Below are 24,495 nucleotides of genomic sequence, written 5' to 3'. Positions count from 1 at the left end.
ATTCATCTTCATGTTAGAGAACTTTGGGCGTTCGTGCAATACCAAATCGAAAGGAGTGAAGGCTTTGCGCAATTGGATGGATGGTTGGCACACCTCTTTAAAAATTAGTGTCAGTTTTCTGGTCATGATTTTAATCGGTTTTATTTTCCTGATTCTACCTTTCAGCCAGGCTCCCGGTTCGGAAGCGACCTTGTTTGACCACTTTTTCCATGCCGTTTCACTCGTTACCGTGACGGGACTGGTTATTCATCCAGTCGCCCATACCTATTCCCTCTTCGGCCAGATTGTTTCATTAATATTGATGCAGGTGGGCGGGCTGGGACTCATGACCATCGTGGCCAGCGCCATTGCTTTTATGGGCAAAAAAATGAATCTGAGGGACAAAATGGTCGTGCAGGCCAGCATCAACCGCGAAGATGCGACGGATTTCAGATCATTCATGCGTTTGATTTTAAGGTACGTATTTGTTTTCGAAGGTATTGGCTTTATCTTGTTATCATTCCGTTTCGTACCTGATTTTGGTTGGGGAAAAGGCTTGTTTACCGCTTTGTACCTAGCGGTATCTGGGTTTACCAACGGTGGATTTGATACGTTAGGTGCGGTGTCGCTTACTGCGTATGTCCATGACCCCTTGGTTAATATTGTCATAGCCCTACTGATTTTCCTCGGTGGGATTGGTTTCCATGTTTGGTTTGACGTTTCCCAACTCATTCGCAAATGGCCGCAACGAAGCCGACGCAAGAGTTTGCGTTATTTTTTCCAGGAACTCACCCTCCATTCCCGATTGGCTTTGTCGGTCAGTTTATATTTAATTGTCTCGGGGACCCTTACTTTCTTGTTGGTGGAATTCAATAACCCGGATACCATCGGCAATTTTACGACCGGACAAAAATTATTGGCCAGCTTTTTCCAAACGATCACGATGCGGACAGCCGGTATGACTACAATCGATTTTACTGAAGTCCATTCCTTTACGCTGTTCTCATTTATACTTTCGATGTTTGTGGGTGGTTCGCCCGGGAGTACGGCTGGTGGAATCAAAACCACGACGTTTGCGATGGTTGTTTTATTGATCATCAATGAGAGCAAGGGGCAAAAGAACGTTAATATCTGGAACTATACTTTGCCTGTTAATCTGGTTCGAAACGCAGTGGTGATTTTCCTGATTTTCCTGGCGACGTTTATCGCCGGAACGGGCTTGTTGTCGTTATTGAATCCCGAAGTTAATTTTATCTTATTGATGTTTGAATCGGTTTCGGCTATTACAACAGTTGGGATGTCGGCGCGACTGACGCCGACTTTGGGCGTTCTCAGCCGGATTATTTTGATGCTGATGATGTTCATTGGGCGGATTGGGCCGATTACGATGGCTGAAACGTTGGCACGTAAGGATAAAGAAACAAAAAACATCCAATTTACCGATGGAAAAATCATTTTAGGATAAACTTATTCAGGAAAATATTTAACTATCTTTTTCCATTTTTTCGTATTAAAATACATCTATTCTAAAACATTTTCAGAAAGAAAGGGAATGTTCATTTTGCTAAATAGAATGGAGAACTGGACCGCCTCACAAAAAATTGCCTCCAGTTTTGCGACCGTGATATTCATTGGTTCGCTTTTACTATCTTTACCAATCAGTCAACTCCCGACCTCAAACGCTACTTATATAGATAATCTTTTCTCAGCTGTTTCGATGGTATGTGTGACGGGGTTGTTTACCGAGTCCATAGCGGATTCATATACGCTATTTGGGCAAATCGTTTCGATGATACTTATTCAAATCGGCGGGTTGGGACTGATGACCTTGATTGCTTACTTCATCACCCAAATTTCCAAACACAGAATTGGTTTCCGGAATAAACTTGCTGTCCAGGAGGGAATCAACCGCGGGGATGGGAAGGATTTCCGGACCTACATCGGCACCATCATCAAATACACAGCCGTTATTGAAGGGACAGGCATGTTTTTGCTTAGTTTATATTTTGTACCGGAATTTGGTTGGGCAAAAGGTTTGTTTACCTCCATGTTCCTGGCAATTTCCGCCTTTTGTAACGCGGGCTTTGACACGATGGGAAATATAAGTTTAATCGAATATGTTCACAACCCTCTCATTAACCTGGTTATTGCTGCCTTAGTTATTTTGGGCGGAATCGGGTTCTCGGTTTGGTTTGACGTTTCCAACATGGTCCATGCTTCCGTCAAAATGAAGCAAACACCATCATTGATGCGTCGCCTCCGTTCCTTGACCCTTCACACGCGTCTCGCTATAACGGTGACGGCGATTCTGTTGGTAAGTGGGACGATATTGTTTCTACTATTGGAATATTCAAACGATGCCTCCATCGGCACTTTTACTTTCGGGGAAAAAGTACTGGCAAGTTTCTTCCATACGGTGACGATGCGTACCGCAGGCTTTGCATCTCTTGATTATACGACTATCACCCCTATTTCCATGTTCATGAGTGTCATTACCATGTTCATCGGTGGTTCTCCAGGAGGTACGGCCGGCGGGATGAAAACAACCACATTCGCGATTGTCCTGTTAATGATTTATAATGAAATCAGGGGACAGAGTAATGTGAATGTGTTCAATCATACGATTCCCCGCAACGTGGTGCGTCAATCATTAATTATTTTTGTTGCCTTGTTAAGCACGTTGGCGTTGGGGACAAGTTTGTTGTTAATGTTTAATCCGGAAATGAATCCACTGTATTTATTGTTTGAAGCTGTTTCGGCATTAGCGACGGTAGGTGTTTCAGCTAACGTGACTGTTAACTTGGATACACCAAGCCAGTTTGTTGACATGTTCCTCATGTTTGCAGGCCGAATTGGTCCCATCACATTAGTGGATAGTTTGGTTAGAAAAAATAGAGCTGTTAAAGACATTGCCTATACAAAAGGTAACATTATCATTGGTTAGGAGAATCAAGCTATGAGTAAATTAATCGGCATCCTGGGACTTGGTATCTTTGGATCCACCATCGCCAAAACCTTGGCTGAATTCGGTAGTGACGTTATTGCCATCGACAAGGATCAGGATAATGTAAATCGCGTTGAACCTTATATTACTAAAGGGGTAGTCGGGGATTTCACTGATTTGGAACTATTACGAACAATCGGTTTGGAAGACTGTGATGCGGTTGTTATCGCAACGGGAACCTATTTGGAAGCGAGTGTGCTGGGTGTTTTGAACTGCAAGAAATTGGGAATCAAACGTATCATTGCCAAAGCGAAAAACAAGAATTACCGTGAAGTATTGGAAGAAATCGGCTCGACCGTCGTGATTCAACCGGAAAAAGAAGCCGGTATTCGCGTGGCGAAAAACCTGTTACGGACGAATATTGAAGATATTGTGCGTCTGGATGAGTCAACATCGGTGGTGGAATTCTATCCACCAGAGCGTTGGCTAGGTAAAACTTTAATCCAGTTAGACCTACGCCGTAAATACGATATCAATATCATTGGCATGCGCCGTACTAAAAATGGCAAATTACTCGTCTCTTTTGATCCCAATGAACCCATTACTGAAGATTTTGTTTTGGTGGGAATCACGGAATCCGACAAGTTTGAGCAAATCGATTACTTGAATCAATTAAATTAATCATGTTAAAAAGCAGTTGGGAACTTATAAAGTTCTTAACTGCTTTTTATTTTGTGCATAACTGCTCAGTTTTCCACCTCTCCCCACAAGTTATGCACAGAAGTTATCCACATGTACACACGTTCGCTACTATATTTAGGAACTATTTTTGATTTCAATCAAGATGTTGTTTTCTGAAAATATCACTCTATCATGATAAAAAATAGTTATGCCCAGACAACTTTCACAATCTTTATGCTGTTTATTCAACGTTTGATACCGTTTTTTCACAACAGAAGTGAAGTTGTCAACATCGTTTGTGGAAAACTGTGGATAACTTTTTTTTCTTATAAACACCCGAATACTCGGCTTTCAAAAGGTTACTCACATGCTATTTATACTTTTCCTCCTATTTATCCACAAAAAAAGAAAAAAGACACTCCTGAGAGCGTCTTTCTCCACTATCTTTTCCATGTTCGCGGAGCAAATAAGATTAAGATCGGAAATATCTCCAATCTGCCGGCCAACATACTGAAGGAAAGAATAATTTTAGATAAATCATTCAATTCCGCAAAACTATGCGCGGGGCCCACTACTCCCAATGCAGGACCAATATTATTGAAAGTGGCGGCAACCGCACTAAATCCAGATAGGAAATCCGGTGCATCCAACGTTATCAATACAAGTATCCCGGCAAAAAGGAGGAAATAAATGACAAGGTAATTTGCAACACTATGCTTCGTATTTTTGTTTAATGATTTTTTATCGTACAAGACTGTCACTATGCGGCTCGGATTGGCCATTCGTTTAATTTCCGCTACAAATATTTTTGCGTAAACAACGACACGTGACACCTTCAACCCACCAGCAGTGGAACCCGCACAGGCTCCCACAAACATCAACAACAACAAAATCATCTGGGAAAACAGAGGCCATTGACCAAAATCAGCTGTTGAAAACCCGGTAGTTGTAATAATGGAAGAAACAGTGAAGAATACATCCCGAATGAGTTTTAAGATAGAATCATAGGTACTTAACAAATTGAGAGAAATTAAGCCGATTGCCCCAATGACAATCCAGATATACCACTTCAATTCTTCACTTTGCCATACTTGTTTGAACTTCCCGATTAAAAAGAGATAAATAAGATTGAAATTTATCCCAAAGACCAACATCCCGAAGCCGATTACCCATTCAAAGTAAGGTGTTTCGTAAGGCGCTACACTCCCATTTCGAATTCCAAATCCTCCTGTACCGGCCACACCAAATGCATGGAGCAAGGAATCAAAGAAGCTCATGCCCCCGATATACAGGAGTAGCACGACCACCGCCGTCATAGCTAGGTAGATAATATAGAGTAGCCGGGCAGATGTAGATAATTTGGAAACCAGCTTCCCGAAGGTAGGACCTGGTGTTTCTGCCTTCATGATATTGACGGATTGAGAATCGATTTTTGGAAGGATGGCCAGGGCAAAAACCAAAATCCCCATCCCACCGACTAGATGGGTAAAGCTGCGCCAGAACAAACTGGAATAGGCAAGTACTTCCACATCCGTTAGAATACTGGAACCCGTCGTAGTAAAACCACTGCTCGTTTCAAAAAAGGCATCCACCAACGATGGAATATCCCCGTTAATGACAAAGGGCAGTCCCCCAAAAAAAGAAAACAGAATCCAGGACAATGCGACAATAACAAACCCTTCCCGGGCTGTCAGCCTTGTGTTGGTTGGCATTTTAAACGCCAATAATTGTCCCATAACCAACAAGAAAATAATAACCGCGAAGAAGCTCATTTTATAAATGGATGCTTCTTTATAAATAAAGCTCACAATCAATGGAAGAATCAAGAGAAGCGCTTCGACTTGCAATAATCGTCCAACTACATAACGAACAATTTGTTTATTCAAACTGGCATCCCCCTATTTTAAAATATCATCAATATCATCGAAATATTTTTCTTTGGTGATGATAATGACCTGATCCGAAGGTTGAATGCTATCTTGTCCTGTCGGGATGATTAGTTTACGGTTGCGGATAATATAGGCAACCAACAGGTTTTCCTTGGTCGCAAGTTTTTCCAAAGGAATACCAACTGCCTTACTACCGCTTTTGACTTTGAACTGAATGGCTTCTACCTCGTTGTTGGCGAGACGATACAACGCCTCGACATCCGACACCGACGTATTGCCTAAGCTACGCACAAAGCGCAGAATGGAGTTGGCGATGACGCGCTTGGGCGTGATGATGGACTCCATTCCTAATGAATCAAAAATTTTCAACAAAATCTCCCGGTTTACCTTGGTAACGACTTTATCAACATTTTGTTGTAGGGCATAGAGGGAGGCAATAATATTCTCCTCATCTACCCCGGTCAAACTGATAAAAGCACTATAATTTTCAATGCCTTCTTGTTTCAGGACATCTTGATCCGTACCGTCACCGAGAATGATTTCCACATCGGGATAGCTCGCGCTTAAGTCTTCCGCGATTTCTCGATTTCGTTCAATGACTTTTATGGCCATATGGTGGTCTTTGAGCACATCCAACAGATAATACGTTAAACGTCCGCCCCCAATAATTAAAACAGACTGAACGTCTCTTGTTTTACGGCGAATCTTTTTATAGAACTTACGAATGGTGGCTTTATTTCCCAAAACAAATATATGATCACCGATACGAATTGTATTTTGACCGGATGGGATAAACGTCTCGTCCTTACGACGAATGGTACAAACTAGAACATCACCATATCGCGTTCTAAAATCATTCAAGGACATATTTGCCATAGGGCTGTCATTTCGAACCTCTAATTCAATCAATTCAACCTGGTCTTTAGCAAACGACTGGATGCTCAATATATTTGGAAATTTAATAATTCTGGCAATGCTTCGGGCTGATTCCATTTCCGGGTTAATCATCAGATTCACTCCGAGACTTTCACGGAAAGAATCAAAATGTCTGGAATATTCTGGATTACGAACACGTGCAATGGTATATTTAGCACCTAATTTCTGGGCCAAGATACACGCCATAATGTTTACTTCATCTTGCGGTGTAACTGCAATAAAAATATCGCTATTCTCAACACCTGCTTCTTTTTGAATATCGATGCTCGCCCCATTTCCGACAATACCGGAAATATCAACTTGGTTAATAAGTTGTTCAAGACGCATTTCGTTTTTTTCAATGATGATAATATCATTTTCGTCAGTCGCAAGTTCCGCGCATAGGACGGAACCGACTTTACCGCCACCTGCGATGATAATCTTCATGCCAATCTTCCTCTCCAATCACACAATATGTGTATTATGACATAACCATGGCACGTTTTTCATCTATTTTAATAAGAAAAATGGTTTGTTTATTTCTTGAATTTGGTTATTAAACCATTTGAGTGTTAATTTTTTCTTGAAATGGTTTAATTAACCATTATTAAACCATTTGACCGCAATTTTTTCCTTGAAATGGTTTTATTAATCATTATTAAACCATTTGGATCTAAATCCATCGACTAAATGGTTTAATTACTCATAATGGGTTGTTTCATGAGATTACACGACTGACTGTTCAATTTTGGGATCTGAGATGACGTAATTCAGAAAATAGCTTATAATAAAGTTGTAAGCGATTCCATTAATGAAAGGTAGGTTTAGATCAGGATGCCAAATATCTCGTTCATTCGTTTTCTCAATAGGAGGGAAAGTTATGCAAACATACTTATTATTGACTGCACTTATTGGAATTTCTATTTCCGGGGGCACTTTATCGGGTGGTTCAATGGAACGTATCAGCGCCATGGCATACCTGACCGAGCCCCCTTTAGTTGAAGAAGTTATTGTAATCGAAGAATCTTATTTACCTGAAGAAGATATATATATAGAAGAGTCTGAATCGGAAGTCGAAGCAGTGATTGAAGCGGAACCTGAAGAAGAAAGTGTTGCGGAAATTATTGAGGAAAGTGTCGAGGTTGTTGAAGAAGTTGTTTCAACTGAAATAGTTGTCGAAGAGGAATCAGAATCGGAGGAACCTGTAACATTTAACCAGACCGATCAAAGCGATGTGGCGGAAGTGGAATCCGTTCAACCTGAAATTTCTGAAGAAGAATCGGTTGAAGATCAAGAGACACTCGGATTAGCAGCTATCATTGCTGCTTATGGGTTAACGGACTATGACTTCTTTATGGTCTCCTCTCCATCCTACAATGTTTACCAGTATGACTTTTATGCTGACTCCCCTGATGGCACTCATGTCAATCTCATCGGTATCTATCAATATGATGCAACTGAACAAACTACCTTACACATGAACCCTATAACAGGGGTATGGGAGTAGAAATAACTGTACCGGCTCAAAATTTGAGCCGGTATTTTTTGATATTAAACAATCCTATGGGTCTTATCCTGTTTTCCGGTCATCGGAATAACCGATTCCTGCGAGCATGGCATGGCGGATTGAATCGCCTTGCCGTCTTTGGTATAGGTGATAACCCGGTAAAATGGATCATGATAAAATATAAAGGCATACTCATTAGCAAGTGCTTCTTCCATCCACTTTTTCTTCGCCGCAATGGAATCCATTGGGTAATCGTCGACGCCACCAACCCAAAGCGGATTCGTTTGGACAGATGTGATTAAAAGGTCGGCCATATGTAAGAGTGTTTTGTCCTGTTGTTCAAAACGAATCAGGGAATGACCACGGCTATGGCCACCAGTATGAATCATGGTGATGCCCGGAGCCACTTCCAACCTTTCACCAAACGTTTGGACTTGATGTTGAATCGGTTCCCAGTTTTCCTTTAAGTAGGCGTTACGTGTCCGATCTGATGGGTTCCTGACGTCATCCCATTCTTTTTCTTGCACATAAATGATGGCATTCGGATAGGTAGAATGGAGCTTCCCTTCTTCCAAGAAAGTCAGGCCGCCTGCATGATCGTTGTGCATATGCGTCATCATGACTACATCAATATCTTCACGCGTTAAATCAAGGGTGCTCAGACTCGACGCTATATTTCCTATCCTTTGAATGCCGTTATTCCGTTTTGCTTTTTCGTCCATCTTGTCCGGTCCCAGACTTGCATCAATCAGGTAATTTTTTCCGTGATACTGAACTAAAATGGGATCCGTTTTTGCTGGAATACGATTTTGTTCATCTGAAGGATAGTACCGACTCCAAACAGCCTTTGGAACGGGTCCAAATATAATTCCCCCGTCACTTAACATTGTCGTCCCATCCAGCCAAGTAAAAACCATGTCATGAAATGTATAGGTGTCCGCCATTTTTTCACTCCTTCTCTTCTATCATTATATGATAAAAGCCGTACAGCCACATTCAAAAAATGAATGATGGACCGTACGGCTTTAAATTATTGTCTTTTAAATGAAGCAGCACGTTTTTCGATGAAAGCTTGCATGCCTTCTTTTTGGTCCTGCGTACTGAAAAGGAAACTAAAGACACTCTCTTCTAACGTCAACGCGTCGCTAACGGGCATTTCATAACTGGTATTAACCGTACGTTTGGCATTTTCGACAGCAAGTGGTGCGTTACGGACAATATCAGATGCCATCAAACGCGCCTCATCCAACAAGTTTTCCGGTTCAACGACACGGTTGAAAAGCCCGACACGGAGTGCTTCGTCCGCTTTGATGGTCCGTCCGGTAAAGATATATTCCTTCGCCCGGGATAAACCGACAATACGACTGAGACGTTTTGTCGATCCAAATCCGGGAATTACCCCGATTTTCACTTCCGGCTGTCCCACACGGGCATTGGTAGAAGCAATGCGAATATCGCAAGCGAGTGCCAATTCTAAACCACCACCGAGCGCGAAACCATTGATAGCTGCTATCACAGGCTGACGCAAATCAGCGATTTTAGAGAAAACAGTATTCCCCAATGTCGAAAACGTGTGTGCTTCGATTGTATTTTTCGCCAGCATTTCGTTAATGTCTGCTCCAGCTACGAATGATTTATCCCCCGCTCCCGTGATAATTAAAACACGAATCGCCTCGCTACGTGCGATGCTATCAAGAGCCCGTGCTAATTCGGTTAGTACTTCTGTATTTAAGGTATTAAGCGATTGGGGACGATTAATCGTCAATAAGCCAATCCCTTTTTCTACTTTTAATAAGAGGGTATTAAACTTCTCCATGAGCTCTCTCCTTACTTGCATCCATTAAGGCGACTAATACTCCTTTTGTCCTTCAAGCCATGGTTTTGTGATCATCCTTCTTTGAGAATCAGATGAACCACCATAGATAGCCGTCACCTTCGCATCGCGGGTATATCTTTCGATTTCACTATCTTTCATGTAGCCATAGCCACCCGTGAGCTGGATGATTGATTCGGTCGCTTCAACCGCAACATTGGCGGTCAGGAGTTTTGCCATTGCAACTTCGATTGAATTTTGTGTATCTTCCTTAATAACCATCCTCACAAATGCTTCCGATGAATAGATACTCGTTTTTATGTCCGCCATTTTTTGTTGGGTGGATTGGTTATCGATGAGTCGATTGCCGAATTTACGAACCAGGCTCATATAATCCAATCCTTTTTCAAAGGTTCCTTGTGAAATACCAACTGCCTGCATAGCTACTGACAATTTCATCAGATTCATCGTAAATTCCACTTGAGCTGATCCGTTTAGGGTATCTCCGAGTAATGAATCACGTGAAACCCTTACGTTTTCGAGCGTAACGGAAGCTACGGGTAAAGATTTTATCCCCATTTTTGCCATTGGTTCTGAAATCTTTACCCCATTTGCTTTAGAATCAATCAAGAAAATACCAAGTTCCTCCGTACCGTCACTTTGTTTACATTTAGCAGTGATAAACAATAGATCTGCGATTGGTGCGTTGGATATGTATTTCTTGACGCCATCAATAACCCAGCCGTTTTCTGTTTCTGTAGCTGTGGTATGAATATAAAAGGAATCGCCTCTTTCATTCTCCTCCGTCAGACCAAATCCTCCGTAAAGTTCACCGTTAACCAAACCCGTTAAGTACTTCTTTTTTTGTCCCTCTGTTCCGAATTGCGCGATGGGCGTGACAGCATAAAATCCCTGCGTCAACAAGATACTTGCTAAGGCAGCAAATTTCTTGGATACAATTCGGATGGTTTCAAAAAAAGCTGATAAATCTTCAGCGGAATTTGAAGTAAGCAATGAGAAATAACCATTTTGGAAGAAATAACGCATTTCTTCGTGCGGAAATTCATCCGTTTCATCATAATGACGCGCAATGGGAGCCAGTGTCTGGTTTGCATACTCTTCCACGGCTTCTATAAATGGTTGGGATTTTGAATGGTCTGAGGGCATCGAAGAAGTCATCAAGTTGCACCTTCCTTTTATTTTAATTAGTCACGTTTAAGAATCAACGCGTTACCTTGTCCGCCACCGATACACAATGTCGCAAGACCAGTCTTCGCATCACGTTTCATCATTTCGTGTAATAGCGTCGTGATAATACGCGTTCCACTGGCTCCGATTGGGTGACCTAGAGAAATAGCTCCACCATTTACGTTAACGATATCCGTATTCAAGCCTAGTTCTTGGTTCACACAGATTGCTTCTGATGCGAATGCTTCGTTTGATTCAATCAAATCTAGATCAGCAACAGTTAAGCCGGCTTTTTCAAGCGCTTTTTTGGAAGCAGGGATTGGACCTGTTCCCATAATTTGTGGATCTACACCCGCACTTGCGTATGAAGCAATTGTAGCCAATGGTTTGATTCCTAATTCTTCTGCTTTGTCTTTAGACATCAAGATCATGATTGCTGCTGCATCGTTGATTGTTGATGCGTTACCAGCTGTGACTGTACCGCCATCTTTCTTAAAGGCTGGACGAAGTTTTTGTAAACCTTCTAAAGTTGCACCAAAACGTGGGCCTTCGTCTTGGGTTACCATGATTGGCTCACCTTTACGTTGTGGCACGGCAATTGGAACAATCTCGTCAGCGAATTTACCTGCTTTGATGGCAGCTTCTGCACGCAGTTGACTTTCCAATGCAAATGCATCTTGGTCTTCACGTGAAATATCAAATTTTTCAGCAATGTTTTCTGCCGTGATACCCATATGGTAATCATAAAAAGCATCCCATAGACCATCATTAACCAAAGTGTCGATAACTTGACCATTTCCCATACGGCCACCCCAACGGTAGTCATTCATGACGAATGGCGATTGGCTCATGTTTTCAGTTCCCCCAACAGCAACGATGTCGTTATCGCCCGCTACGATGGATTGAACACCTAACATGACAGTCTTAACGCCTGATCCACATACTTGGTTGATCGTGAATGAAGGCACTTCTTTCGGAACGCCTGCATGCATGGATACTTGACGCGCCACGTTTTGCCCTAAGCCTGCACTCAGTACATTTCCGATGATGATTTCATCAAATTTCGCTGGATCCAGGCCGATGCGCTCATAAGATTCTTTTAGAACTTTAGCTCCTAAATCTACGGCTGAGACATTCTTAAACGCGCCACCAAATTTACCCATTGGTGAACGTAGTGCTGAAACAATTACTACTTCTTTCATAAAAAAAATTCCTCCTGATATACTTCAATTGATAAAGATCTTTATATTCGTCTGACTGAACATTACTCCTATTATATAAACCATGAAACGTGAATGAAACGATAAGGTTTTGAAATCGCTTTGTAATATGTTATCCCATCTATAAGTCAGCATTATAACCCTGGCTAGTTATCAATCGGTTGGTAAAAATGATTGATGATATCACTGAAGACGAAGTTTTCGACAGAACTATACTTATCCTTAAAAGGTCTGCATAAATGGAAATTAAACGGGATAAAGTCACGAAAATGCTTCACTTTAATAATTTCGCCAGGGAAGAATTTTTCTACCGGACGTGGCAGCACCGAGACAATATCTTTATTACGGGTCGCTTCAATCAAGTAGTCCCACGATGAAGAAGTAAACTGCAATTGGTCCTGAATGCCATAATTCTCCAATTTTTGTGTCACCAATTGATTCGTCATAAAAGTCGAATTAAAGGTGGCAATTGGATAGCCTTTTAAATCAGACCATTCGAGTTTACCTTTTTGAGCGAGCGCATTATTCGGATCCATAAAAGCAGCCATCTCGTCAATTTGAATAACATGTTGTTCATAATTTTTCGTATCCAGACTTGTTGGTTCTATTAAGATTGCAATGTCAATTTCACCATTTATCAACTTTTTCCGCAAATCATTGCTCCCGTTTTCGATAATTTCCAAATGAACATTGGGGTTATCAAGAACCAGGCTTGGGAAATAGTCGGAAAAATAGACACGCAAAATCAAGGAAGGCAGACCGATACGAATTGTACCTTTTTGTTTCAACCCTTCAACACGCACGATTTCCTGCATCTCTTCATGCTGTTTGACAATCTGCAAGGCGTATTGATAAATAATTTCGCCGGCTCTTGTGAGACTGTGAAGGCGTCCTTGTTTCCGATTGAAAAGTAGTACGTCTTTTTCATATTCAAAATTTGAGATAAATTGACTAAGCGCGGGTTGGCTGATATGAATTTTCCTCGCTGCTAGCGATAAGTTGTAATCGCATTCAACGATGTTAATAAAGTAATACAGTTGTTGAATATCCATTCTTATCATGCCTTTTCTAAGTTTTCGTTTATTAGTTCTATCTTACCTAAGTTCAGCTTATAAAGCCATTATTTTTGACCGAACAATTTATTATGTGCGATTAACAAAATATTGCTATTCTATCTATAATTTATTATTGTTGAGGTCGGACGAACCCCAGTATTTTATTTTGCATGACCATGCGTATTTCTCCGTCTTGGTTTTTGGTTATTGTTTCGACGGTTAAAATGCCTTGCTCCGGTTTGGAACGGGACATTTTAATATCTAAAATTTCCGTTCTGATTTGGAGAATATCTCCCGGCCGGGTTGGGCTTGGCCACTCCAGCTTCACTTCGACGCCGACAAGGTCAAACCCAAAAGGATTTGATTCGACTTGCAGTTTCATCATAATGCCGGCGGTCAACCACCCACTTGAAGCTAAACCTTTGAAAAAAGAATCTTTTGCTTTCTCAGCATCCAGATGAAAATGTTGTGGATCATACTGTTTGGCAAAAGTAATGATTTCTTCTTCCGTAACCTCATAAGTGTCGGAGACATAATAGTCCCCGACCTCACATTCACCGAGCCAAACATCTGTATCTTTCATATTTGTATACACCTCAGTGTTCTTAACTTGTTTTAGCGTTTGACGATCACTGATACGCCTTGGCCGCCACCAACACAAAGTGTTGCCAGACCTGTTTTACTGTCACGTTTTTGCATTTCGTGAACCAACGTCACCAGAATTCTTGCGCCACTGGCACCAACTGGGTGGCCAAGTGCAATCGCCCCGCCGTTCACGTTCGTGATGGAACGGTCAAATCCTAATTCATTGATGACACTCAATGCTTGCGCTCCAAATGCTTCGTTTGCTTCAATCAGTTCTAAATCCCTAACTGTCATATTTGCTTTTTTCAAAGCTTTTTTAGTGGAAGGAATCGGACCTGTTCCCATAATACGTGGGTCTACGCCACCGATACCATAAGAAGCAATCGTAGCTAGCACTTCCAAACCCAGCGCTTCTGCTTTTTCACGAGTCATCAAGATTAAAGCTGCTGCGCCATCATTGATTCCTGAAGCGTTACCGGCTGTGACAGTACCGTCTTTTTTGAAAGCTGGTCTTAGTTTTGCCAAAGTCTCAGCAGTTGTACCAAATTTAGGGAATTCATCTGTGTCAATGACAATGGGATTCCCTTTTCTTTGTGGGATTGAAATGGGAACAATCTCGTCTTTAAAGCGACCGGATGTGATTGCAGCTTCAGCGCGATTTTGACTTTCAAGTGCCAATTGGTCTTGTTCTTCACGTGTAATCCCATATTTTTCAGCAATGTTTTCTGCCGTCACGCCCATGTGGTAATCATGGAACGCATCATGGAGACCGTCATGCAACATGGTGTCGATAATTTCGCCATTACCCATGCGGCCTCCGAAACGATAGTTGGGAAGAATGTATGGCGCACGGGACATATTTTCTGCCCCGCCAACGACAACGACATCACTATCACCCAGCAATACGGATTGCGCCCCACTGACTACTGCCCTTAACCCAGAACCGCAGAGAATATTGACGCTTGTTGCGTGTGCTTCTTGGGGGATTCCGGCATTAATTAATACTTGGCGGGCCACATTCCCTTTATTCCCTGCACTGTAAACATTACCGAATACTACTTCTTTGACTTCTTTAGGATCCAGATTGATGGATGCCATCGCTGCTTTAACAGCAGCAGTACCTAACTCAACCGCAGTGACGTTCTTAAAAACGCCACCGAAACTTCCTATAGCCGTACGTTTCGCTGCAACTATAACAACTTCAGTCATTTTTTTACTTCCTTTTCTTAGTTTAATTGAAACGCGCGTTTATTTGAACGTCTCCAAATTCCCATTTGTTCCGCTTCTTTGATTAGATCTTCTCTAAATTCTGGATGAGCAAGGGAGATAATATCTTCGGCACGTTCCCAAGTTGATTTTCCTTTTAGGTTGACGATGCCGTACTCCGTTACGATGTTTGATACAAGCGAACGTGGTACCGTTACGATTGAACCTTGTGTTAGGAAGTTTTTGATACGTGAGTGACGCACTCCTGACTTATCTACATAAGAAGATGTCATTGCAATGTAGGATTTCCCACCATTTGATTCGTAAGAACCAATTGTAAAGTCTCCTTGACCACCGGTACCGGAAATTTGACGTGTGCCGATTGACTCCGAACTTACTTGTCCATATAAATCGATTTCCATACAGTTATTGATACCAACCATATTTTCTTGTTGTCTGATTACCATTGGGTCATTTACGTAGTCCACGCTATAAGCTGCAGCAGCCGGATTATTATTTAAGAATTCATATGTTTTATTCGTTCCCATTGCAAAGGTATAAACGATTTTCCCTTTATCCAATTGCTTCATGTTCCCAGTTAAACAACCTGCTTCGTACATATCCACAAAAGCATCCACAAACATTTCTGTATGCACGCCTAAATCTTTCAAGTCAGATTTAGCAATAAGCGAACCTACAGCGTTTGGCATCCCACCAATACCCAATTGAATACAAGAGCCGTTCTTGATTTCTGGAATGATCAAGTTTGCGATCATTTCATCTTCTTTCGTTGGTTTTGCATTCGGTATTTGCGGAATTGCCCAGTTCGCCTCTACGATATAGTCAATTTCAGAAATATGAACGTTTTCATTGTTTCCACCCATAACACGTGGAAGGTTTGGGTTTACTTCTAGAATAACGATTTTTGCTTTTTCTACAATCGCACGGCTGGATGCCACGGAAGTACTGAAGTTGAAGTAACCATATTCATCCATTGGTGTTACTGCCAGGATCGCTACGTCTACATCCAGGTAATTTTTGTAGTAGCCTGGTTTTTCATGGTAAAAAATCGGAATAAAGAAAGCAGAGCCTTGATCTTGTAATTTACGATCGTAACCACTGTAGTGGAAATTATTGTAGGTAAATACTTCTTGGTGTGGGTCAGCATTCACGACTGCCAATGGTGTCGTTCTTGTCGTTGCACGAATTTTTACATCTTGCAGCTCGTCTTTACGTTTTGCTAATGCTTCGTCTACTAATTGTGTTTGGCAAACAAACTGGCCGTAATCAACCCAATCTCCCGATTTAACAACTTTAGCTGCCTGGTCGGCAGTGACAAGCTTTTGCCTGTACTCATTTACAAATTGCATATTATCACCCTTCTAACACGATTATTTTATTTTGATGATGGTTCTTCCAAGATGTGCGCCTGCCTTGATTTTTGTAGCGGTTTCCGACACTTCATCAAGTGCTATTTCGTTATAGTGCAATTCCTCTGTAACATTCCATTCATTCGCTAATTTATTCCACAGAAATTGACGTTCTTTCATGTCCGTACTTACTGAATTAATGCCCAATAAATTAACGCCTCGTAAAATAAACGGTAAAACGGTTGTATTAAGTTTGATGCCGCCAGCGTTCCCACTGATTGCGACACTTCCGTATTCGTCAACTTTAGATAAAATATCTGCTGTTAAATCGCCACCTACTGCATCCACTACATATTTGAATTCGCGACGGTTTAAGGGACGACCATTCGATGTTACTTCGTTAATATCCCAAATTTTGGTGGCACCGAATGCTTTTGCTTTTTCTGCTTGGTAATCTTTACGGATGGTTGCTGTGATATTTTTGTAACCGAGCTTTCTTAAAATCTGTGCCGCAACACTTCCGACACCACCGGTTGCACCAGTTATCAAAATTTCAGGCTGTTCTTCTACGCGCATCCCGTTTTTTTCCAAAGCGGCAATAGAAAGAGCTGCAGTAAATCCTGCTGTACCGTACATCATCGCTTCTTTAGTCGATAAATTCTCTGGTAATTTCACAACCCATTCACTTGGTACGCGGGCAACTTCACTAAAGCCACCTGTATGTTCCGTTCCAAGTTTATAACCTGTAACCAAGACGCGGTCGCCGGGTTTGAAACTCGGGTCTTCTGATGAAATAATTGTTCCTGCCAAGTCAATTCCCGGTATCATCGGGTAGGTGCGAATAACGCCACCCTTTGTTTCCATTCCCAACATATCTTTGTAGTTGATTGAAGAATACTCTACTGCAATCAATGTATTTCCTTCACCTAAAAATGATTCGGTTACTTCTTCGATCTGATGGGTCACAACATTATTTTCGTTTGCTCTAACAACATAACTTTTAAATGGTTCCAATGTGGTAATCCCTCCTTGATAGCTCTCATTGATACAGTCAAAGGCGTTGCGTCAGCGATATGCAACGCCTTTTAACTTTTATTGGTGTCTGTAGGTTTCAATCACTATTTCTTTATTTAAAATCTGCGGCACGTTTCTCCAGGAAAGCGGTCATGCCTTCTTCTTGATCGGCGTTTGAGAATAGCGTGCCAAAATTTGCGGCTTCATAAGCCAACGCATTTTCTAAAGGAATATCATAGCCACGGTCCATCGTCTTCTTAGCCATTTGGACACCGGCTGCTGATTTACTTAACATTTTTGAAACAAATTTTTCAACTTCTTCGATTAATGTTTCTGGTTCAACCACTTTGTTGATAATCCCTAAGCGATAAGCTTCTTCAGCGTTAATTGTCTCGGCTGCGAAAACAAGTTGTTTCGCTCTCCCAAGTCCGATCAAGCGTGCCAAGCGTTGTGTTCCACCGTAACCGGGCATAATACCCAGCCCAACTTCGGGTAGACCCAGTTTCGCATTTGTTGAAGCAAAACGAATGTCGCAAGCCAATGCCAATTCCATTCCCCCACCTAGTGCAAAACCGTTTACTGCGGCAATCACTGGTTGTGGGAGCTGACTCAGTTTAGAGAAAATTGCATTCCCGAATTCAGATTGTTTGGCTGCACCAACACTATCCAGTTTTTGCAATTCGGTAATGTCTGCTCCAGCAGCAAATGCTTTTTCCCCTGAACCTGTAACGATGACAGCTTTTACTGCCGTGTTGTTTTGAATCATGTCAATGGCTTTATCAAGCTCCGTTAACACTTGTTGATTCAGGGCATTCAGTGCTTTAGGACGGTTTAACGTAATATACGCAAGGGAGTCTTTCACTTCGTAAATAATTGATTCAAATGTCATCATTATTCTCCTTATTTCGTGTAGTCGTAGAAACCTTTACCTGTCTTACGTCCTAATTGTCCAGCTTGAACATATTTTGCCAATAATGGTGCTGGACGGTATTTTGTGTCTTTAAATTCAGTGTATAGTGTGTTCATAACTGCCAACACAACATCCAAACCGATGTAGTCAGCAAGGGCAATCGGTCCCATTGGGTGATTTGCACCCAATTTCATTGCTTCATCAATTTCTTCTGCTGAAGAAATGCCTTCGCTTAGGACAAAAATAGCTTCGTTGATCATTGGTATCAAAATACGGTTCACTACGAAACCAGCCGAATCTTTAACCACAACAACTGTTTTGTTAAGTTTTTCGCCTACTGTACGCATTGCTTCAAGTGTTTCTTCTGATGTCAGCAAGCCCATGTTCACTTCAATCAGCTTCATGACTGGAACTGGGTTGAAGAAGTGGAGTCCGACAACTTTTTCAGGACGGCTTGTTGCAGCGCCGATTGAAGTAATTGAGATAGAAGACGTGTTTGATGCTAGGATTGTATCTTCTGATGTCAGTTCATCAAGTTTTTTGAAAATATCAAATTTAATTGTTGGGTTTTCAGTTGCAGCTTCAACGACAAGTTGGCAGTTTTTTGCTTCTTCATAGCTTGTGGAAGCAGTGATACGACCTAAAACTTCAGCCTTTTCACTTTCAGTCATCTTTTCTTTTTTAACAAGACGGTCAAGGTTTTTGTCTATGTTTGCCATCCCTTTACTGACGAACTCATCTTTAATGTCATTCAAGTAAACGTCATATCCAGCTTGAGCAAAAACTTGTGCAATCCCATTGCCCATTTGACCGGCACCGATAACCATTACGTTCTTAATTTCCATCTATTTCACTACTTTCGTATTCATTATGTATTAAGGGGAAAGAGGCGTATTAGAACGCCCCTACTCCTGTGATTGCACGACCTACGATCAATGCGTTGATTTCGTGTGTACCTTCGTATGTATAAACCGCTTCAGCATCCAAGAAGAAACGAATAACGTCTGCTTCAAGCGTAATACCATTTCCACCACAGATTTCACGTCCCAATGCTACGTTTTCACGCATATTTAGTGAGTTGTGCATTTTAGCCAATGCAGAGTTGGTCATCAATGGTGCGCCTTCTTCTTGCAATTTAGAAATTTGTACGGAGTATCCCAAGTTAGCTACGAAGTTAGATTGCATACGAACCAATTTTTCTTGAACAAGTTGGAAGCTTGCCAATTTTTTACCGAATTGTTCACGTTGTGTCACATATTTGTGAGCAGCGATGAATGATCCCGCAGAAACACCCATTGCCAAATGTGCGATGTCTGCACGTGTGAATGTTAGGATCTCATTTACAGATTTGAAGCCTTCGATGTTTGGTAGGCGATCTGCTTCAGAAACTTCAACGTTTTCTAATGTGATGTGTCCGTTATGGATCATACGTAGCGAACCTTTTTGTTGGATAACGTCTACATTCAATCCTTGTGCACCTTTACGAACGATAAAGCATTTGATCTTGTTGTCTTCTGTGTCACGAGCAAAGATTGGAATAATATCTGCTGTATCAGATCCACCGATCCAACGTTTTTCACCATTCAAGATCCATTTGTCGCCATCGCGTTTAGCTGAAGTTGCCAAACCACCTGCGATATCAGATCCGTGATCAGGTTCTGTCAGACCAAAACATCCTTGGTATTCGAATGAACGTAGTTTTGGAACGATTTCATTGATTTGTTCTTCTGAACCACCAACCAAAATTGTGTTTAAGCACAAACCACCGTGTACGGTGAAGAATGTTGCAACTGATGCGTCAAAACGTGCCAATTCTAGGTATAGGAACATATTGAATAATTCAGTTGTTTTTAGGCGATTTTCGCGACCTTCGAATAGACGGTCGTCGTTCATGAAGTTAACATCGTTTACAACTTTGTAGAATTCATCAAAAGGAAATGTTCCTTTTTCGTAATATTCATTTACAACAGGTCTCAAGTGTTTTTCCAATGCAACGCGTAATTCACTAAGTACAGCAATTTCTCCTTCTGTTAAGTCGTGTGAATAACCTAATAAGTCCTCTGGGTAAAGTTCCTTAAGTGTTTGAATTTTTGTTGTCATGCTGATTCATTCCTTCCAAGTTTTTAATTTTTTTAGGTTTAAATATTTCCTTTTTCGGAAATCGCTTTCAACCTTTTCTGTAACTTCAGTTTAGAACCAGAAAGCCTTTTCAACAACTTACTTAAAATTACGCTGAGTATAAGCTGAACTTATAATGTTGATACTAAAGTGTTTTCAGGGGTTTTTCATAAGTGCCGTTTTAATGAAATTCATTGTTTTTTAATCTAATTTTCTCTTGCCATCTGTTGAAAACGGCTATTTAAATGGTTTTGAGCGCTTAAAAATTGTATAAGTAAAACTTAGACGATGTATTTTTGAAGCTCGATCAGTAACACAGCGGTTAATGATTAGAACCGGTTATACAAAAAGAGAGACTCGGGAGTTTCCCGAGTCTCTCTTTTTGAATGTTTGATTTATTTTATATCTACTAAACGTGCTTTTTTAACATCTTCGATGGTTTGTGTCCCGGCTAACTGCATCACACGTTTTAAGTCTCGTTCGAAATATTCGAGAACGGATTGAACACCTTTCCAACCACCCAGTGCCAAGCCATAAAGAACAGGACGTCCCAATGCCACAATGTCTGCCCCGCTTGCTAGCGCCTTGAAGATATGCTCTCCACGACGTACACCACTGTCGAATACAATCGGAACACGACCGGCTACCGCTTTGGAAATTTCTTCCAATGTTGCAAATGATCCTGGTGCCCCATCCAATTGGCGACCGCCGTGATTGGATACCCAGATACCGGCTGCACCAGCCCCAATTGCAAGCAAGGCATCTTCAGCAGACTGTACGCCTTTCACAAATACTGGCAATCCCGAATACTCAGAAATGAATTTCACGTCAGCTGGCGCAATTTTTTGCTTGGATTGTGCGTAGATATTGTTCAGGGACATATTTTTACCTGTACCGGTTAAGTAACGCGAAACAATCGGCATACCGAATGGGTAAACGAATTTATTGCGTTCGTCTCTATGGCGATTTCCGCTCAAGGTTGCATCTGCAGTTAAAATGATTGCAGTTGCGCCATCTGCTTTAGCTTCATCCAGGATATTTTTGTTCAACTCGTCGTCTTTACTCATGTAAATTTGGAACCAACGCGGACTGCCTTTCAACCCCTCTTCTATTTCATGGAAGGAGGCACCGGAGTATGCACTGATGGACATGATTGTGCCGAATTCGGAAACACCTTTTGCGGTTCCGGCTTCTTTTGTTTCGTGGGCCAGACCATGCGCTGCGATTGGAGCCATGATGAACGGAACTTTAATGTCATGACCAAAGATTGATGTCGCTGTATCGGGATTTTCCACATCCGCCAATACGCGGGGAACGATTCCTTTTTTATTCCAAACCTCATTGTTTTGACGTAAGGTAAATTCATCTCCCGAAGCTCCGGAGATATAATCGAACCCGCCTTTAGGTACGATTTCGCGTGCTGCATCCTCTAGTTCGTAAGCGTTGATGACCTCGATTGCTTTGATTTCAGTTGGTGCGCCATAGTGATTTGTTTCTACTGTTGCCATATATTTCCACTTTCCCTTCTTTATTTTATATTATTTTTAACCAAAGAATAGTTGTGTGATGGGCTGCGTCAGTGGCGCCAGCATCACGACGACAATACCTGTAACGACGATGGAAAGTCCGGACATTGCGCCTTGGACCTCGCCCATTTCGATTGCTTTTGTCGTTCCCATGGCGTGGGAGGAACTTCCCAGCGCCACGCCCTGTGCTACAGGATCGTCAATTTTGAATAGTTTGAAAACGGTTGGTCCGACTACTGCTCCGATGACGCCGGTAAAGACAACGACGGCGACGGTCAGCGAGACGATTCCACCGAGTGATTCCGAAACCCCAACGGCAATGGCGGTGGTGATGGATTTTGGAACCAGGGTTGCGACCATTTCTTTATCGAAACGGAATAGGAAGCCAAATAGGTAAATCATGATAGTATGCAGGACTACGCCGGAGAAAATTCCCGTCAAGATTGCTGAGTAGTATTGTTTAAGGTAAACAAAGTTTTTTTCAAGCTTGATCGCCAAAGCTACCGTTGCTGGCGTTACAAACAGGGAAAGGAATTGTCCCCCGGTATTGTAAGTTTCAAGCGGCGTGTTCGTGACGAGTAAGATCAGAATCACCATGATGATTGCGAATACCAGCGGTGTGAATAAAGGATTCGGCCATTTTTTGTTTAATTTGGCTGCCATTAGATACAGTCCGACAGTTAAGGTAATCCACAGCAAGGGGCTGGAAATTAATTTATCAAGCATGTGTTTCACCTCTTTCTTTCGCTACGAAACCCTTTTCAACTTTGGCTTTGACAAATTGAACGATTTTGCCAACGAAGGCCATCATCAAAACGGTTGTGATTGCCATGATGATTAATAGTTGCCACCAAGTGTTAGCTAGTACGCCAAAGTTAGCCATTAAGCCCACCCCCGCTGGAACAAAGAATATGCCCATATTGTCAGTGAGCCACGTTCCGATTTCATCGACTTGCTCAAGTCGTAATACTTTCGTATGGAGGGCGACGAATAACAGAACCATACCGATTACACTACCTGGAATAGCGATGAATGAAGAAATGGTGGCGGATACAATTTCGCCCAGGTACGAAAATAAGAAGATCCAGAATAACTGTTTATAAATTTTCAAATGTGCTGCTCCTTTCGGCTTATTAATTACAAGTTGTTTGATGCATTCAATATAGCACTTGATTCGAATTAGAGATAAATATTGAATTTTTATGGTATTATAAATATAATTTATATGTAACGGTTTATTTATACATATTATTTATGATAACACTTTCACAAAGTAAGCAAGTTGGATGAAGATAGCTGAATAGGGAACGTAACCATTAAAAGAAATCGATTTCACAAGCTGGAGGTATTTTAGGGGGGAGAATCGGAAAATGATTTTGTTTTTCTTCCGAGTTTTAAATGAAGTCGGAAGGAGAGCAGCAGAAAAAAGTTTCTTCTTCCGAGTTTTTGAAAAAGTCGGAAGAAGAAACTGAAATTTTGTTTTATAATGCCGATTTACCCATTTGTTAGAATGACAAAAGCAAGGATACTATAAAACACGAGGTGAACTCCCATGAATTTACAAGATATTATTTACTTTAACCATTTAGCTGAGAGTCTCAGTTTTACTGATACTGCCGAGCATTTTTATGTCTCCCAACCGTCCATTTCCATGTCATTAAAACGACTTGAAGCAGAGCTGGATACCCTGTTGATTGACAGGAAAAGATTTCATAAACGCTTGCGCTTAACGGAGTCAGGAGAAATATTACTCAAACATGCGCAGGTTATTCTCCAGTCATTGTCTGAGGTAAAAGAAGAGATTCATGATTATAAAAATCAAATCGTTTATTTCGGGTTCTTGCCAACGATTGGGGGACACTTCATGTCTGGGCTTTTGCCTCGGCTGGGGAAATTTACTTCTTCAGTTAAATTTATCGAGGAAGAAAGTTCTGATATCATGCATGAAATGGTGCGCTCCGGTGAAGTGCCGATTGCTATTACGGGTAGCGACGTCCCCCTTTTCAACGATGGGGACTTGATTCAAATACCCATTGCCACGCAAGAATTATCTTTGTGGGCTTCGCCCGATAACCCCCTGGCCCAAAGGAAAAAGTTGTCGGCTGCGGATTTGAAAGATACCGTCTTTATTTCTCTGGAAAAAGGCTATACGCACGAGCGTATCTTTAGCAAATGGAGCCAGGGAAAATTTACCCATCCTCCTAAAACCTTGTATACGAAAGAAATCCAGACCGCCCTTTCGATTGCATCATCTACCGATATGGTTGCGTTTATGATTGATATCCTGGTCAAGGATTCCAAGGATTTAGTTAAAATACCCCTTTCTGATCCACCACTTTTTTATATTAGTTTGATACTCAATAAAGATAGTCATCAAAACAAGTTCCAGAACGAATTTAACGAAATGATGATTTCATTGGCAAAAGAGTTGGCAGAAGTCGCTTAATAAGGGTTCTTGGTTATCTGGTGTTGGTGAAGGAAATGCCCTTCGGCCTGCGTGTTTGCTTGTGTACTGCCGTGGGACCGCCCGGAGCCTGTAGTCTCCGGGCTTGCAAGCCTCAAAGGGACCGTAGAC

General features: G+C 41.6%; 22 protein-coding genes. 5 read left to right on the top strand and 17 right to left on the bottom strand.

Annotated elements, in window-relative coordinates:
• Nucleotides 1-64 precede the first annotated feature (64 nt).
• From ACTVAI_RS10230 to ACTVAI_RS10220, 3 genes are all read left to right on the top strand, one after another.
• Nucleotides 65-1,444: a TrkH family potassium uptake protein gene (locus ACTVAI_RS10230; RefSeq protein WP_443486588.1), complete on the top strand. Its 1,380-nt coding sequence runs from the start codon at nt 65-67 to the stop codon at nt 1,442-1,444.
• 87 nt (nt 1,445-1,531) lie between these two features.
• Complete coding sequence (locus ACTVAI_RS10225; RefSeq protein ID WP_443486587.1) at nt 1,532-2,923, top strand: TrkH family potassium uptake protein; 1,392 nt, start codon at nt 1,532-1,534, stop codon at nt 2,921-2,923.
• Between the two features lie 12 nt (nt 2,924-2,935).
• Nucleotides 2,936-3,604 carry a potassium channel family protein gene (locus tag ACTVAI_RS10220; RefSeq protein WP_443486586.1) on the top strand — a complete coding sequence of 223 codons (669 nt, stop codon included), beginning with the start codon at nt 2,936-2,938 and terminating at the stop codon, nt 3,602-3,604.
• A gap of 440 nt (nt 3,605-4,044) precedes the next feature.
• Here the strand turns inward: ACTVAI_RS10220 and ACTVAI_RS10215 are convergent, their stop codons facing one another.
• Both ACTVAI_RS10215 and trkA read right to left on the bottom strand, forming a co-directional pair.
• Nucleotides 4,045-5,490 carry a TrkH family potassium uptake protein gene (locus ACTVAI_RS10215; protein ID WP_443486585.1) on the bottom strand — a complete coding sequence of 482 codons (1,446 nt, stop codon included), beginning with the start codon at nt 5,488-5,490 and terminating at the stop codon, nt 4,045-4,047.
• A 12-nt stretch (nt 5,491-5,502) separates the two neighbouring features.
• The gene (gene trkA, locus ACTVAI_RS10210) at nt 5,503-6,855 is read right to left on the bottom strand and encodes a Trk system potassium transporter TrkA (RefSeq protein WP_443486584.1); all 1,353 of its coding nucleotides are present in this window, start codon (nt 6,853-6,855) and stop codon (nt 5,503-5,505) included.
• A gap of 433 nt (nt 6,856-7,288) precedes the next feature.
• On the opposite strand from trkA, the gene ACTVAI_RS10205 reads away from it, so the two are divergent.
• A complete protein-coding gene (locus ACTVAI_RS10205; RefSeq protein WP_443486583.1) occupies nt 7,289-7,915 on the top strand; it encodes a hypothetical protein in 627 nt (208 codons plus the stop codon).
• A gap of 44 nt (nt 7,916-7,959) precedes the next feature.
• Here ACTVAI_RS10205 and ACTVAI_RS10200 read toward each other — a convergent pair whose 3' ends face one another.
• From ACTVAI_RS10200 to ACTVAI_RS10130, 15 genes are all read right to left on the bottom strand, one after another.
• Nucleotides 7,960-8,859, bottom strand: coding sequence for an MBL fold metallo-hydrolase (locus ACTVAI_RS10200; RefSeq protein ID WP_443472706.1), 900 nt, complete (start codon nt 8,857-8,859; stop codon nt 7,960-7,962).
• 86 nt (nt 8,860-8,945) lie between these two features.
• Nucleotides 8,946-9,731 (bottom strand): enoyl-CoA hydratase-related protein, encoded by a 786-nt coding sequence (locus tag ACTVAI_RS10195; protein WP_443486582.1) that lies wholly within the window; start codon nt 9,729-9,731, stop codon nt 8,946-8,948.
• 33 nt (nt 9,732-9,764) lie between these two features.
• Nucleotides 9,765-10,907, bottom strand: a complete 1,143-nt coding sequence (locus tag ACTVAI_RS10190; protein ID WP_443486581.1) for an acyl-CoA dehydrogenase family protein — start codon at nt 10,905-10,907, stop codon at nt 9,765-9,767.
• Between the two features lie 26 nt (nt 10,908-10,933).
• Nucleotides 10,934-12,118, bottom strand: a complete 1,185-nt coding sequence (locus ACTVAI_RS10185) for an acetyl-CoA C-acetyltransferase (protein ID WP_443486580.1) — start codon at nt 12,116-12,118, stop codon at nt 10,934-10,936.
• Between the two features lie 164 nt (nt 12,119-12,282).
• Nucleotides 12,283-13,188 (bottom strand): LysR family transcriptional regulator, encoded by a 906-nt coding sequence (locus tag ACTVAI_RS10180; protein WP_443472710.1) that lies wholly within the window; start codon nt 13,186-13,188, stop codon nt 12,283-12,285.
• A 133-nt stretch (nt 13,189-13,321) separates the two neighbouring features.
• Entirely contained in the window at nt 13,322-13,774 is a 453-nt protein-coding gene (locus ACTVAI_RS10175) for a MaoC family dehydratase (protein ID WP_443486579.1), read from the bottom strand.
• A gap of 32 nt (nt 13,775-13,806) precedes the next feature.
• The gene (locus ACTVAI_RS10170; RefSeq protein ID WP_443486578.1) at nt 13,807-14,985 is read right to left on the bottom strand and encodes an acetyl-CoA C-acetyltransferase; all 1,179 of its coding nucleotides are present in this window, start codon (nt 14,983-14,985) and stop codon (nt 13,807-13,809) included.
• 17 nt (nt 14,986-15,002) lie between these two features.
• Nucleotides 15,003-16,352: an acetyl-CoA hydrolase/transferase family protein gene (locus tag ACTVAI_RS10165; protein ID WP_443472713.1), complete on the bottom strand. Its 1,350-nt coding sequence runs from the start codon at nt 16,350-16,352 to the stop codon at nt 15,003-15,005.
• Between the two features lie 21 nt (nt 16,353-16,373).
• Nucleotides 16,374-17,366 (bottom strand): acrylyl-CoA reductase family protein, encoded by a 993-nt coding sequence (locus ACTVAI_RS10160; protein ID WP_443486577.1) that lies wholly within the window; start codon nt 17,364-17,366, stop codon nt 16,374-16,376.
• A 112-nt stretch (nt 17,367-17,478) separates the two neighbouring features.
• On the bottom strand, nt 17,479-18,255 hold the full coding sequence (locus ACTVAI_RS10155; RefSeq protein ID WP_443472715.1) for an enoyl-CoA hydratase-related protein: 777 nt from the start codon (nt 18,253-18,255) through the stop codon (nt 17,479-17,481).
• A gap of 11 nt (nt 18,256-18,266) precedes the next feature.
• The gene (locus ACTVAI_RS10150) at nt 18,267-19,121 is read right to left on the bottom strand and encodes a 3-hydroxybutyryl-CoA dehydrogenase (RefSeq protein WP_443486576.1); all 855 of its coding nucleotides are present in this window, start codon (nt 19,119-19,121) and stop codon (nt 18,267-18,269) included.
• Between the two features lie 49 nt (nt 19,122-19,170).
• Entirely contained in the window at nt 19,171-20,376 is a 1,206-nt protein-coding gene (gene fadE, locus ACTVAI_RS10145; protein ID WP_443472717.1) for an acyl-CoA dehydrogenase FadE, read from the bottom strand.
• 413 nt (nt 20,377-20,789) lie between these two features.
• The gene (locus tag ACTVAI_RS10140) at nt 20,790-21,902 is read right to left on the bottom strand and encodes a lactate oxidase (protein WP_443486575.1); all 1,113 of its coding nucleotides are present in this window, start codon (nt 21,900-21,902) and stop codon (nt 20,790-20,792) included.
• 36 nt (nt 21,903-21,938) lie between these two features.
• Nucleotides 21,939-22,646 (bottom strand): LrgB family protein, encoded by a 708-nt coding sequence (locus ACTVAI_RS10135; RefSeq protein ID WP_443472719.1) that lies wholly within the window; start codon nt 22,644-22,646, stop codon nt 21,939-21,941.
• Complete coding sequence (locus tag ACTVAI_RS10130) at nt 22,639-23,031, bottom strand: CidA/LrgA family protein (RefSeq protein ID WP_443472720.1); 393 nt, start codon at nt 23,029-23,031, stop codon at nt 22,639-22,641. Before ACTVAI_RS10130 ends, ACTVAI_RS10135 begins: the two co-directional genes overlap by 8 nt.
• A gap of 441 nt (nt 23,032-23,472) precedes the next feature.
• Here ACTVAI_RS10130 and ACTVAI_RS10125 point away from each other — a divergent pair, with 441 nt between their 5' ends.
• Nucleotides 23,473-24,366: a LysR family transcriptional regulator gene (locus tag ACTVAI_RS10125; RefSeq protein ID WP_443472721.1), complete on the top strand. Its 894-nt coding sequence runs from the start codon at nt 23,473-23,475 to the stop codon at nt 24,364-24,366.
• Nucleotides 24,367-24,495 lie beyond the last annotated feature (129 nt).

Origin of the sequence: Jeotgalibaca sp. A127, from assembly GCF_052266745.1 — a bacterium.
GTDB lineage: Bacteria > Bacillota > Bacilli > Lactobacillales > Aerococcaceae > Jeotgalibaca.
The sequence above is the reverse complement of the archived record's forward strand: the minus strand, read 5'-3'. Positions and strand labels throughout refer to the sequence as shown.

Coding starts and splice junctions, on each gene's coding strand:
- ACTVAI_RS10155 (WP_443472715.1), bottom strand. CDS start 18,255: ATGACATTTGAATCAATTATTTACGAAGTGAAAGACTCCCTTGCGTAT.
- ACTVAI_RS10165 (WP_443472713.1), bottom strand. CDS start 16,352: ATGCAATTTGTAAATGAGTACAGGCAAAAGCTTGTCACTGCCGACCAG.
- ACTVAI_RS10150 (WP_443486576.1), bottom strand. CDS start 19,121: ATGGAAATTAAGAACGTAATGGTTATCGGTGCCGGTCAAATGGGCAAT.
- ACTVAI_RS10195 (WP_443486582.1), bottom strand. CDS start 9,731: ATGGAGAAGTTTAATACCCTCTTATTAAAAGTAGAAAAAGGGATTGGC.
- ACTVAI_RS10200 (WP_443472706.1), bottom strand. CDS start 8,859: ATGGCGGACACCTATACATTTCATGACATGGTTTTTACTTGGCTGGAT.
- ACTVAI_RS10125 (WP_443472721.1), top strand. CDS start 23,473: ATGAATTTACAAGATATTATTTACTTTAACCATTTAGCTGAGAGTCTC.
- ACTVAI_RS10205 (WP_443486583.1), top strand. CDS start 7,289: ATGCAAACATACTTATTATTGACTGCACTTATTGGAATTTCTATTTCC.
- ACTVAI_RS10220 (WP_443486586.1), top strand. CDS start 2,936: ATGAGTAAATTAATCGGCATCCTGGGACTTGGTATCTTTGGATCCACC.
- fadE (WP_443472717.1), bottom strand. CDS start 20,376: ATGACAACAAAAATTCAAACACTTAAGGAACTTTACCCAGAGGACTTA.
- ACTVAI_RS10190 (WP_443486581.1), bottom strand. CDS start 10,907: ATGACTTCTTCGATGCCCTCAGACCATTCAAAATCCCAACCATTTATA.
- ACTVAI_RS10175 (WP_443486579.1), bottom strand. CDS start 13,774: ATGAAAGATACAGATGTTTGGCTCGGTGAATGTGAGGTCGGGGACTAT.
- ACTVAI_RS10185 (WP_443486580.1), bottom strand. CDS start 12,118: ATGAAAGAAGTAGTAATTGTTTCAGCACTACGTTCACCAATGGGTAAA.
- trkA (WP_443486584.1), bottom strand. CDS start 6,855: ATGAAGATTATCATCGCAGGTGGCGGTAAAGTCGGTTCCGTCCTATGC.
- ACTVAI_RS10135 (WP_443472719.1), bottom strand. CDS start 22,646: ATGCTTGATAAATTAATTTCCAGCCCCTTGCTGTGGATTACCTTAACT.
- ACTVAI_RS10225 (WP_443486587.1), top strand. CDS start 1,532: ATGTTCATTTTGCTAAATAGAATGGAGAACTGGACCGCCTCACAAAAA.
- ACTVAI_RS10170 (WP_443486578.1), bottom strand. CDS start 14,985: ATGACTGAAGTTGTTATAGTTGCAGCGAAACGTACGGCTATAGGAAGT.
- ACTVAI_RS10140 (WP_443486575.1), bottom strand. CDS start 21,902: ATGGCAACAGTAGAAACAAATCACTATGGCGCACCAACTGAAATCAAA.
- ACTVAI_RS10180 (WP_443472710.1), bottom strand. CDS start 13,188: ATGGATATTCAACAACTGTATTACTTTATTAACATCGTTGAATGCGAT.